The sequence below is a fragment of the Alteromonas sp. R7 genome (genome assembly GCF_055755235.1).
The window spans coordinates 204819-216412 of the sequence record NZ_JBVTQX010000002.1; the positions used below are offsets into that span (position 1 = coordinate 204819).

Sequence of the window (11594 nt, forward strand, 5' to 3'; positions counted from 1 at the left end):
AAATAATTAAAAGAAAGTATTTATACACGAAAAATATACTCATTATTGTAAACAATGGTTGACCTCTTCATGCCACATGGGTACATTGTCGCTATCAACTTGGTCAGCAAAGAAACAACAACAAATGCGTATTCGTTTCCTTCTTCTATCTCTACTCCTTATGGCAGCCAGACTGCACGGGTAGATTGCGACCAGCGATTTAATTTCACAAAAACCCGTGCCAAGCACGGGTTTTTTTTTAACTATTCAACTGAGAGAGCGTCATGACAAATCAAGTGAAGATCTTTGATACCACATTGCGAGACGGCGAGCAGGCCTTACCTGCAAGCCTAAGTGCCAAAGAGAAATTGCAGATCGCGCTGGCGCTCGAACGGTTAGGCGTTGACATCATTGAGGCAGGCTTTCCTGTCTCTTCACCCGGCGATTTTCGCTCTGTACAAATGATTGCCAAAGAAGTTAAGAACTCTATCGTTTGTGGCCTATCTCGCGCATTGCCGGGTGATATTGATGCATGCGGACAAGCATTAAGCGTTGCTGAGCAATTCAGAATTCACACCTTTATCGCAACGTCAGAGATTCACGTAGGTGCCAAGCTTCGCAAGTCACAAGATGAAATTGTAGATATGGCCGTAGCCGCAGTGAAACATGCACGTAAGTATACTGACGATGTAGAGTTTTCCTGTGAAGATGCGGGGCGTACCCATATTGATTACCTATGCCGAATGGTTGAATCAGCGATTAGCGCTGGCGCGACGACGGTGAATATTCCGGACACCGTAGGCTACACAACACCTACAGAGTTTGGCGGTATTATTCAGCAATTGTTTAATCGCGTTCCAAATATCGATAAAGCAACCATTTCTGTACATTGTCACAACGACTTGGGCTTAGCGGTAGCAAATTCATTAGCAGCTGTTGAGCAAGGTGCCAGACAGGTTGAATGTACGATAAACGGTATTGGCGAGCGTGCTGGTAATGCTTCACTTGAAGAAATTGCTATGATCTTGCAAACCCGTAAGAACATGTTGGGCTTTGAAACTAACATTAATTCTACCGAAATATCGCGCACATCTAAGCTAGTCAGCCAGCTTTGTAACATGCCAGTTCAATCAAACAAGGCCATTGTTGGCGCGAATGCGTTTAGCCATTCATCTGGTATTCACCAAGACGGTGTCTTAAAAGCGCAAAATACCTATGAAATTATGACTCCAGAAAGTGTGGGTATTAATAAGAACAACCTAAACTTAACGTCTCGCTCTGGCCGTCATGTGATTAAACATCGCTTAACCGAACTTGGCTATAAAACCGAAGACTATGACTTAGAAGCGGTGTATGACGCATTCTTAAAGTTAGCGGATAAAAAAGGCCAAGTATACGATTACGACCTTGAAGCCTTGTTGTTCTTCGATAAGCAAAAGCACGACCAAGCACACTTCCAGTTGCTTTATCTTCAAGCTAATTCAGGCCGTGAAATCATTCCGAGCGCCACCGTTAAAATGAAAGTGGGCACTGAAGAGATTACCCAGTCTAGTATTGGAAACGGCCCGGTAGATGCGGCTTATAAGGCCATCATGTCTATACTAGGTCACGAAGATTTAGAAATTGTCGACTTTAAATTAGATTCAAAAGGTGAAGGTGCCGACGCTTTGGCGCAAGTGAGCGTTATCGCTACATATAAAGGCCGTCGTTTCCATGGAATCGGCTTGGCTACAGATATTGTGGAAGCCGGCGTTAAAGCCCTTATCTTTGTATTAAACAACACATATTTAGCCGATCAAATTGATCAGCAAAAAAATCAACAAGAACGCGTTGCAGGAGTATAAATGAGCCAGTATTCAATTGCCGTATTAGCCGGAGACGGTATCGGCCCAGAAGTTATGCAGGAAGCCAATAAGGTTTTAGATGCTGTTGAAAAGAAGTTTAACGTCACCCTCAACCGCACTGCATATCCTGTAGGTGGCTACGCCATTGATACTGAAGGCGAAGCGCTACCCTCAAAAACGCTTTTGGGCTGTGAGCAAGCCGATGCAATCTTGTTTGGCAGTATCGGTGGCCCTAAGTGGGACACCTTGCCGTTAGAGCAACGTCCTGAGCGTGCCGCACTACTTACCCTTCGCAGTCATTTTGACCTGTTCAGCAACTTGCGCCCAGCTCGCATTTATCCGGGCCTTGAAAGCCTGTCTCCCCTTCGTGAAGACATTGCTAAATCAGGCGTAGACGTTTTAGTTGTGCGTGAGCTAACCAGCGGAATTTACTTTGGTCAGCCTAAGGGCCGAGAAGGTGAAGGCGAAGAAGAGTTCGCGTATGACACCATGCGCTATAGCAAACGTGAAATTCGCCGTATTGCTATTGCAGCGTTTGAAGCAGCACAGAAGCGTCGCGGCAAAGTGACGTCGGTGGACAAAGCCAACGTACTGGTAACCAGCCGCTTATGGCGTGAAATTGCTGAAGAAGTAGCAAAAGACTATCCAGATGTAGAGCTAGACCACATCTACATCGACAACGCCACTATGCAAATAATGAAGAACCCAGCGCAGTTCGATGTGATGCTGTGTTCAAACCTTTTTGGCGATATCGTTTCTGATGAATGCGCTATGATGACGGGCTCTATGGGCTTGTTGCCATCGGCAAGCATGAACGAGGAAGGCTTTGGCCTTTATGAGCCAGCAGGCGGTTCGGCCCCAGATATTGCAGGCCAAGGCATTGCTAACCCTATCGCACAAATTTTATCGGCCGCCATGATGCTGCGTTTCAGCATGAACTTGAATGATGCTGCCGACGCAATTGAAAAGGCAGTAGTGGCAACGCTAGAAGCAGGTGTACTTACAGGCGAGTTACTTCCTTCTGACAAACGCAGCCAAGCGGCAAGCACGTCGCAAGTGGGCGATGAAATCGTTAAACAATTAATGGCGCAGGAGTAAAACAACCTCATGGCCAAGACCTTATATGACAAAGTGTGGCAAGCCCACATTATTGACCAAATCGGTGAAGACAGCTTAATTTATATCGACCGTCACTTAATTCATGAAGTAACGTCACCTCAGGCATTCGCTGGCCTTAATGAAAAAGGCCGTAAAGTACGACGCCCTGATCGCACGGTTGGCACCATGGATCACAGCATTTCAACCCGTTCACTGGCAATTGATGCCTGTGGTCCAGCCAATGCGCTTCAGCTACAAACCTTGGCAAAAAACTGTGAAGAACACGGCATTCAGCTATTTCCAGTGGGCCACCAAAAGCAAGGTATCGTGCACGTTATGGGCCCTGAATTAGGTTTAATTCAGCCTGGTATGACGGTGGTGTGTGGTGACTCACACACTGCAACCCACGGTGCATTTGGTGCGCTGGCATTTGGTATTGGTACCTCTCAGGTAGAGCATGTATTGGCCACGCAAACGTTGAAACAAAGCCGCGCGAAAAGCATGCTTATCAACGTAAATGGCAAGCTTCCTGTCGGTATTACCGCAAAAGACATTATTCTTGCCATTATCGGCAAAATTGGCCACGCTGGCGCTACTGGCCATGTTATCGAATACGCAGGTGAAGCTATCCGCGGTTTGAGCATGGAAGAGCGCATGACGGTGTGTAACATGAGTATTGAAGCTGGCGCGAAAGCTGGCCTTGTTGCACCAGACGAGAAAACCTTCGCCTACCTTGAAGGCCGCGAATACGCACCTAAGGGACAAGACTGGGAAGACGCTGTCGCTTATTGGAAAACCCTTTATACCGAAGAGGGCGCAACCTTTGACACTGTGGTTGAACTTGAAGCGGCAGATATCGCTCCTCAGGTTACGTGGGGCACTAACCCAGGCCAGGTTATTGGCGTAAACACACCAGTACCTGCCCCTGAAGACTTCAGTGACCCGATTGAAAAAGAGAGCGCAGTAAAGGCGCTTGAGTATATGGGGTTAAAACCCGGTGAAAAGCTTGCCGACGTTGCAGTAAACCACGTATTTATCGGCTCATGTACCAACGGTCGTATTGAAGATATGCGCGCAGCGGCACAAATCGCTAAGCGCGGTAAAGTCGCCGATTCAGTGACTGCGATTGTCGTTCCAGGGTCGGGTAACGTTAAACGCCAAGCTGAAGCAGAAGGCTTAGATAAAATCTTTATCGATGCTGGCTTTGAGTGGCGTTTGCCAGGTTGCTCTATGTGCCTTGGTATGAATGACGACAAGCTAGTGGCAGGCGATAGATGTGCCTCTACCAGTAACCGTAACTTTGAAGGCCGTCAAGGCCGTGGTGCGCGCACTCACTTGGTAAGCCCAGCAATGGCTGCCGCTGCTGCAATTACCGGTCGCTTTGCTGACGTTAGAGATTATCAGGAGTAACTTATGTCTGAACAAGGTTTTACACAACACACAGGCATTGCTGCGCCGCTTGATCAGGCCAATGTCGATACCGACCAAATTATTCCAAAACAGTTTCTAACTGGCGTAACACGTGCTGGCTACGGCAAACATTTGTTTCACGACTGGCGTTATTTGGATTTAGAAGAGAAAGAGCCAAACCCAGCGTTCGCGCTGAATAAGCCTGAGCACAAAGGTGCGAGTCTGTTGCTAGCTCGCGAAAACTTTGGTTGTGGATCAAGCCGAGAACACGCGCCGTGGGCACTTGCCGACTTTGGATTTAAAACGGTTATTGCCACCAGCTTTGCTGATATTTTTTACGGCAACTGCATTAATAATCAGCTAGTGCCTGTGGCATTATCAAGCGAGCAAATGGACGCTTTGTTTGCTGCAGTGAAGGCAGACCCAGCAACTAAGATCACCGTTGATCTTCCAGCGCAAACAGTAAGTTTTAACGATACAAGCTTCAGCTTCGATATTGCTGAGCATCACAAAAACAACCTGATTAAAGGCTTAGATGCTATCGGTCAAACGCTTGAACTCACAAGTGCTATAGAAGCCTTCGAAGATAAACAGCCCGCGTGGTTGTAAAAGCGTGGGGCTTTAGCGCTTAACAACGCCCTAGCATGACACATGGGTGCTGTCGCGAGATGGCACCCTGTTTATTTCTCTCATCTATGCCTCTACCTTAACTTCACATCAAGACGCCTAATACCAATCCGCAATTAAAATTTCAGTTCACCTGATTTGAGCCATAAGCAACTTCTCGGCACATTTACACGTCACGCGTTTTCTCACGAATTCGGTAATCCTACATTCGCCGACTCTAGCTATACTAAAGACTAATAAACTCCTCACTTTTTTCACTGGAATATCGTACTATTCGTTTCTATTGTAATTGAAGGCTATGGCAACGTTGTGCCTCACAGGAGAGATAATGCTAGAACAGGTACCCATTGATGATTTGCAGCCAGGAATGTACGTCAATCAAGTACTTGAACAAACAGGTTCACTTAAAATGCGCTCTAAAGGCATTGTGAAAACCCAAGCCATTATTGATAGTCTAAAATCGAAAGGTATTTTAAGCGTCGAAGTAGATCTTGCGAAATCTAAGCTGCCCGAGCCAGCTGTGCCACCCGAGCCAGCTAAAGAAAAAGAGCCTGAAGTGACTAAACCGGTTGTTAAGCCAGTGGGTCGTGATTCAATTAACGAAGCCAACGAGCTTTACAGCAGCGCAATTGCCATTCAAAGCAGCTTTTTAAAGTCGCTTAAAAATGGGGCGGTAAAAGATTTGTCTCCCATGGAGTCGCTGTCGCAAAGCCTGATCGAAAGTGTATTTGATAATAAAGATGCGCTGAGCTGCCTGACTATGATCAAGGATACCGACCAGTACCTTCTTGAGCACAGTATTAATTGCAGTGTACTAAGCGGCATTTTCTGTGAGTTTCTTGGCTATGACAGAGATACCACAGAGCAAGTGAGTTTAGGTGCCCTATTGATGGATATCGGCATGTCTTCCCTGCCAGATGAAATTCGCAATAATACAGGCGAATTTTCCAGTGATGATTGGGAAGTGATGAAAACTCACGTTGAAATTGGTGCTGACCTAGTTGAACAGTGTGGTGATATTTCTGACCTATCGCTACGCATCATTGAAGAGCACCACGAGCGCGTCGATGGAAGCGGCTACCCGAGAGGATTGGTTGGTGACGAAATCTCAGAGTTCGCGCGTATTGCTGCCATTGTGGATGCATACGATGCCATGACATCTAATCGTACGCACAAAAACAGTATCACGCCTACTCAGGCGCTAAAGCGACTAACTGCGACAGAGAACTTAGACCAAGAATTGGTAAAACAATTTATCCAGTGTATTGGCGTGCACCCTGTTGGCTCCTTGGTGAGGTTAAAGAGCGGTAAATTAGGTATTGTTAGCAAAATCAACCCTAAAGACCCCGTAAGCCCTCACGTTATGACCTTTTACAGCGTGACGTCGCAGCATTTCAATGAAGTGAAACGCGTTGATTTAAGTCAGTACGACGATGAGATTGTGTCAGGCGTTCGCCCCGAAGAGTTTAGTTTGAACTTACCAAAATTCTTTAAAGACGTTTTCATCAATCAGATGCCGCTGTAGAACACAAAGTATAACCAGCGAAAAGGCCCTTTTTTCAAAGGGCCTTTTTAGTGTTTTTTGTAACTAACAGATAGTAATTACCAATCGGTTAATGCTGCCATAGTAAAAATCTCATCTTCGAAAGCAAGCACCACACGTTGCGCTTCAATATTGACGATTTGCACTCTATCGGCAATCCAGTCGCCCTCACCTATTTGACGGCCATTGACTCTCACCCATCTATCGGCAGGACGAGACGCATACATATGCGCGCTAAAGTTCATGGTTGGAAGTCGTGTTAACAAGCGAACGGGTAACTGATCTACACGGGGTAGTTCGTCTTTAACCGTCACCCTTGTTTGCTCTTCAGCGGGTTTATTATCTTGTGCCTTTGAGTCTAGCGCTTCAACGGCAGCATTAAAACGGGCCATGAGTTCTGGTGACACGGATACGTCAGATTGAGACGTAGCTTCATTTAATACTCTCCCTTCATAATTCCCTGAAGTCTCAGTTTGTCTTGTATCCATTGAAGAGCTACGCTCATATCCACTACTTGGCTCGGCGCCAGAACGTTGGGACACGTCGTTATTGTAGCGATTCTGAGTACCTGTTGTGTTTGGGTTTGTATTTGGAACTGCACCTAAATCAGTATTTTGCGTTGCAGCTAAGTTGCCAACAGACTGGTTATTTACCATAGCGTTCGCTTGCGTGCCTTGCTGAGCTGCACCGCCGTTACTAACGTTGGCATTTACCGCTGTGTTAGCAGTTTCATTTAAACCTGCGCTTTGCCCACTTCCCTGAATGTTAGAAGATACCTGTTCACTTTTGTTGCTTGAAGTGCCTGGTGCTTCATTACTACTTTGCGTGGTCGTAAGCGCTGAAGCGCCTCCGCTTGCTTCAACCTGTGAAACTGAGCTTTCAGAGTCTGCCACCGGTACAGAAGCGGGTGCAGTTAGCATTGGCCACCAGCGTTTTGCCGTAGCGGCGGAAAAGCCAATGCATAAACCACCAAGAATAACGACGGCAAAAAGCGCAACTTGCTTGGTGTAAAGCTTCCATGCTGACGGAAGCCCTTCTACTGTGGGTAAAAACAAGCTTCGATTAAACTGCTCGTTAAGGGATTTATCAAATTTGGCGGTAGTGTCGTGCTCGCCCCGAAGCAAAGCTTGGGTCTGAGTTCTATGATGAACTGTCGGCGCTATTTCCACGGTTTGCTCAGGATCTATTTCTACCTCTTGCACGCCCATTTCAGACAAGCCCTGCACCATAGCATCGCTTGTCACTAAACCCGACTTTCTAATTTTAACTGGCCCATTTTGCTTGGTAATTTGAACAATCACCATACCGGGCACTAAATTTTCAATGGCGACGATATTAGACATACAAACTCCCTAACCCGTAGCCGAATATGATGGCCAAAACAAACGCCGATGCGAGATACCATTTACGCTGGCTTTGCACGCGCTGACTAACAACATCTTCACCTAGAATTTGCTCTGCCGCGGCCAAGAATATAGGCTTTTGCACAACCGCATGCTGCTTAGTAAAAGATAAGGTTAACGCCCGATCGCACAGCAAATTAATTACCCTTGGAATCCCACCAGTAATTTGATGCACCGCGCGCAATGTAGACTTACTGAAAATACTGATATCACCTTCAGCCACGCTTAAGCGGTGTGCTATGTAAGCACTGACTTCTGGCGCAGTTAAGGGTAGCAGATGATAACGAGCGGTAATGCGTTGAGCCAGCTGACGTAATTCATTACGCTTTAACAACTGCTGTAATTCAGGCTGACCTATCAATACCACCTTTAACAGTTTTTCACGATTCGTTTCTAGGTTGGTCAATAAACGAAGTTGCTCTAGTACTTCGGGCAACAGATGCTGCGCTTCATCAACCATTAGTACCGTATTCATGCCTGACTGATGATTCTCTGCTAACTTAGACAAAATCAAATCGGTGAAATACTTAAGGCTTGCTTTTTCAGGTGTATAAGCCAAGCCTAGCTCATCACAAACCGTTGCTAATAGCTCAAGGGCGGATAAGGTTGGATTCAAAATCATGGCTACCTGCGTATTATCGGGTAGCTGCTGCAACAGTTTTCTCGATACCGTTGTTTTTCCCGTGCCCACTTCTCCGGTGAGCATTACAAAACCACCGCTTTCTCTAAGGCCAAAGGTCAAATGGGCCAAAGCCTCTTTGTGCCTTGGGCTCATATACAAATAATCGGGGTTAGGCGCAATCGAAAAAGGATTGTCATTTAACCCGAAGTAGTTCAAATACATGGTTGCTGAAGCGCCTATCTGTTTTAATTTTTAACGACGATTAAACTACCAGACGCAACCTTGAAGTGAAAGCGCATAACGATGTGGCTACGAATTTTATTTGTAACATTGCTATACTGCGCCTCTGTTACCTTGGGAAGGTTGATTTTCGTTACACGTCAAAAGTCGATGTATTCCCAATCTAAAAAGTATTACTGACTAAAAAATCGTTGGAAGAGCATGCAAATATATCTCGTTGGTGGCGCAGTGCGTGACGCACTGTTAAACAGAAAGGTTGTTGAACGCGACTATGTCGTGGTGGGCGCCACGCCGGAAGAAATGCTCAGCCAAGGTTTTACCCAAGTAGGCAAAGACTTCCCTGTTTTTTTGCACCCTAAAACACAGGAAGAATACGCACTTGCACGTACAGAACGTAAGTCAGGAAAAGGTTACACCGGTTTTGTATGCGATGCGTCGAGCTCGGTCACGTTAGAAGAAGATTTGTTACGCAGGGACCTTACCGTTAACGCGATAGCGCAAGACAACCTTGGAAACCTTATCGACCCCTATGGTGGTAAAAAAGATTTAGAAAACCGCCTACTTCGCCACGTATCTGAAGCCTTTAGTGAAGACCCTTTACGCGTATTTCGCGTTGCTCGGTTTGCCACCCGCTATGCTTATTTGGGGTTTACTATCGCCACTGAAACCATGGCTCTTATGCAGTCTATGGCGCAAAGCGGCGAGCTAAGCACGCTAAGTGCAGAGCGGGTATGGCAAGAAACAAAGCGCAGTCTTTTAGAGAAAACACCGCATGTTTTTTTCACTGTATTAAACCAAGCCCATGGCCTCAATGACTGGTTTACTGAGCTTGAAAGAAACGTAGATACTGCTCTGGAAACGTTAAAAACGGCGGTAGCACTAGAAAAGGCTGAAAACGAAAGCGTTGTTAAATACACGGGTTCAGAAACCCCATTACCTGAAAGTAGCGATTCAGAAACCGCTAGGCTGATAACAAGGTTTACTGCCCTGCTCACTCACCTTAATGAGGAAGAAGCGAAACAGTTATGCAGTCGGCTTAAAGTGCAAAACCAAGTTAGTGAAATCGTCAGCCTTGCCTGCAAATTCAAAGGCTTTCTTTTGAACGCGCAGAACTCGCCCGCCGATTTACTTGCCTTGTTCAATAGCTGTGATGCGTGGCGTAGAGAAGAGCGTTTCACATTGTTACTTAGCGCTTTTGCACCTTATGCTCATAACAAGGGCATAGATTGGCAACGCCAACGAAAGCGAATTGAAAATGCATTATCAGCCGCCAACCAAGTGAACGTGCAAGATATTATTGCCACGGGCGTTAAAGGCCCTGAAATAAAAGACGCGCTTAACCAAGCAAAGCTATCCGCTATTGCCTCTATTACTGATTAGATTAGATGCCCTCTTTCCCTGATATGGTAGGTAACCTCAAACCACAATGTGTATTTACCTACGGTGTGCGAATTTAACGCCAGTTTTTCTCAATGTTTTGGTATAGCAATGCTACAATACGCCCCATTCATTTAGAGCGTTTTTTATACTATGACTTTCGAAGAACTCGAATTAGACGAAGCACTGTGTCACGCAGCTGCCGATATGGGGTTTGAAACTCCAACTAGCATTCAAGAACTGGTTATCCCGCATGCGTTGGATGGACGAGATATCTTGGCCTCTGCTCCTACAGGTACTGGTAAAACAGCCGCTTTCTTATTGCCTGCATGCCAGTTTTTACTTGATTATCCGCGCAGACAGCCTGGTGCTACACGTATTTTGATCCTAACGCCTACCCGCGAGTTAGCGCTACAGGTTTACGAACAAGCCCTAGCCATAACAAAGCATACACAAATTGTGTGCGGGGTAATAACCGGTGGTATTAACTACGGTACCGATAAAGAAACCTTAAGCAAGAATCTCGATATTCTTGTGGCCACGCCAGGTCGTTTGCTTGAGCATATCGAAAAAGAAGCCGCAGATTGCCGTGATATCGAGTGTTTGATCCTTGATGAAGCTGACCGCATGTTGGATATGGGTTTCTCAACGGTAGTTAACCAAATTGCTGCCGAAGCGCGCTGGCGCAAGCAAAACCTATTGTTCTCTGCCACGCTTGAAGGCAAAGGCGTTAAGACTTTCGCTCATGACATTCTCAACAATCCTGAAGTGATTGAAGCGAACCCATCGCGTAAAGAGAAGAACAAAATTCATCAGTGGTATCACCTTGCTGACGACATGAATCACAAGCAAGCATTGCTGGTGAATATTTTGAAGCAAGAAACAACGACGTCAGCGGTTGTGTTTGTGAAAACCCGCGAACGCCTGCAAATGCTTAAGGACTTCTTAGCCTCGAAAAATATTCCAGTGTGCTGGCTACAGGGTGAAATGCCACAAGACAAACGTATTGCAGCGCTAGCCCGTTTCAAAAGTGGTGAAGTACCTATCTTGCTGGCAACGGATGTTGCTGCCCGCGGTATTGATGTGCCTAACGTGAGCCATGTTATTAACTTCGACATGCCGCGCAAAGCCGACGTTTATGTTCACCGCATTGGCAGAACCGGCCGCGCTGGCGCCAAAGGTACTGCAATATCTTTGGTTGAGGCTCACGATTTTGACATGGTAGCCAAAACCGCACGTTACATGGGCGAACCACTTAAAGCTCGCGTTATTGACGAGCTACGCCCTAAAAACAAAACGCCTAAGATTGGCCCCAAAAAGAAAAAAGTAAAGGCCAAAGACAAAGCCAAGGCAAAAGCTAAGCCTAAAAAGAAAAAGTAAAACTCGAGCACGTAGAGGGTGAGCGATGCGATGGCCGAAGGTTGGGAGTGGCTTTCGCAAACACGCGGTAA

Annotated in this window: 9 protein-coding genes; 7 read left to right on the plus strand and 2 right to left on the minus strand. The window is 46.2% G+C overall.

Translation table 11 applies throughout. The annotated features are described in order from the left end of the window. Window positions 1-263 precede the first annotated feature (263 nt). The 5 genes from leuA (at window position 264) to AC0J2X_RS03735 (ending at window position 6483) form a co-directional block, all read left to right on the plus strand. Complete coding sequence (gene leuA, locus AC0J2X_RS03715) at window positions 264-1823, plus strand: 2-isopropylmalate synthase (protein WP_472995765.1); 1560 nt, start codon at window positions 264-266, stop codon at window positions 1821-1823. Next, window positions 1824-2921 carry a 3-isopropylmalate dehydrogenase gene (gene leuB / locus AC0J2X_RS03720; RefSeq protein ID WP_014997513.1) on the plus strand — a complete coding sequence of 366 codons (1098 nt, stop codon included), beginning with the start codon at window positions 1824-1826 and terminating at the stop codon, window positions 2919-2921. It begins immediately after the preceding gene. Between the two features lie 9 nt (window positions 2922-2930). Then, window positions 2931-4331 (plus strand): 3-isopropylmalate dehydratase large subunit, encoded by a 1401-nt coding sequence (gene leuC / locus AC0J2X_RS03725; RefSeq protein WP_061094370.1) that lies wholly within the window; start codon window positions 2931-2933, stop codon window positions 4329-4331. 3 nt (window positions 4332-4334) lie between these two features. Further along, a complete protein-coding gene (leuD, locus tag AC0J2X_RS03730; RefSeq protein WP_014948483.1) occupies window positions 4335-4940 on the plus strand; it encodes a 3-isopropylmalate dehydratase small subunit in 606 nt (201 codons plus the stop codon). Window positions 4941-5286: 346 nt separating this feature from the next. Further along, the gene (locus tag AC0J2X_RS03735) at window positions 5287-6483 is read left to right on the plus strand and encodes an HD-GYP domain-containing protein (RefSeq protein ID WP_014975819.1); all 1197 of its coding nucleotides are present in this window, start codon (window positions 5287-5289) and stop codon (window positions 6481-6483) included. A 77-nt stretch (window positions 6484-6560) separates the two neighbouring features. On the opposite strand, the gene AC0J2X_RS03740 is transcribed toward AC0J2X_RS03735, so the two are convergent. Further along, window positions 6561-7844 carry a general secretion pathway protein GspB gene (locus AC0J2X_RS03740; protein WP_239220380.1) on the minus strand — a complete coding sequence of 428 codons (1284 nt, stop codon included), beginning with the start codon at window positions 7842-7844 and terminating at the stop codon, window positions 6561-6563. Continuing rightward, window positions 7837-8748, minus strand: a complete 912-nt coding sequence (locus AC0J2X_RS03745; RefSeq protein WP_014948480.1) for an ExeA family protein — start codon at window positions 8746-8748, stop codon at window positions 7837-7839. Before AC0J2X_RS03745 ends, AC0J2X_RS03740 begins: the two co-directional genes overlap by 8 nt. 219 nt (window positions 8749-8967) lie before the next feature. On the opposite strand from AC0J2X_RS03745, the gene AC0J2X_RS03750 reads away from it, so the two are divergent. Next, window positions 8968-10146, plus strand: coding sequence for a tRNA nucleotidyltransferase/poly(A) polymerase-related protein (locus AC0J2X_RS03750; RefSeq protein ID WP_472995766.1), 1179 nt, complete (start codon window positions 8968-8970; stop codon window positions 10144-10146). A 150-nt stretch (window positions 10147-10296) separates the two neighbouring features. Further along, window positions 10297-11523, plus strand: a complete 1227-nt coding sequence (gene srmB, locus AC0J2X_RS03755) for an ATP-dependent RNA helicase SrmB (RefSeq protein ID WP_472995767.1) — start codon at window positions 10297-10299, stop codon at window positions 11521-11523. Window positions 11524-11594: the final 71 nt, after the last annotated feature.

Excerpts from the sequence above, each read along its gene's own strand:
- leuA (WP_472995765.1), top strand. The coding sequence starts at position 264 with ATGACAAATCAAGTGAAGATCTTTGATACCACATTGCGAGACGGCGAG.
- leuB (WP_014997513.1), top strand. The coding sequence starts at position 1,824 with ATGAGCCAGTATTCAATTGCCGTATTAGCCGGAGACGGTATCGGCCCA.
- leuC (WP_061094370.1), top strand. The coding sequence starts at position 2,931 with ATGGCCAAGACCTTATATGACAAAGTGTGGCAAGCCCACATTATTGAC.
- leuD (WP_014948483.1), top strand. The coding sequence starts at position 4,335 with ATGTCTGAACAAGGTTTTACACAACACACAGGCATTGCTGCGCCGCTT.
- AC0J2X_RS03735 (WP_014975819.1), top strand. The coding sequence starts at position 5,287 with ATGCTAGAACAGGTACCCATTGATGATTTGCAGCCAGGAATGTACGTC.
- AC0J2X_RS03740 (WP_239220380.1), bottom strand. The coding sequence starts at position 7,844 with ATGTCTAATATCGTCGCCATTGAAAATTTAGTGCCCGGTATGGTGATT.
- AC0J2X_RS03745 (WP_014948480.1), bottom strand. The coding sequence starts at position 8,748 with ATGTATTTGAACTACTTCGGGTTAAATGACAATCCTTTTTCGATTGCG.
- AC0J2X_RS03750 (WP_472995766.1), top strand. The coding sequence starts at position 8,968 with ATGCAAATATATCTCGTTGGTGGCGCAGTGCGTGACGCACTGTTAAAC.
- srmB (WP_472995767.1), top strand. The coding sequence starts at position 10,297 with ATGACTTTCGAAGAACTCGAATTAGACGAAGCACTGTGTCACGCAGCT.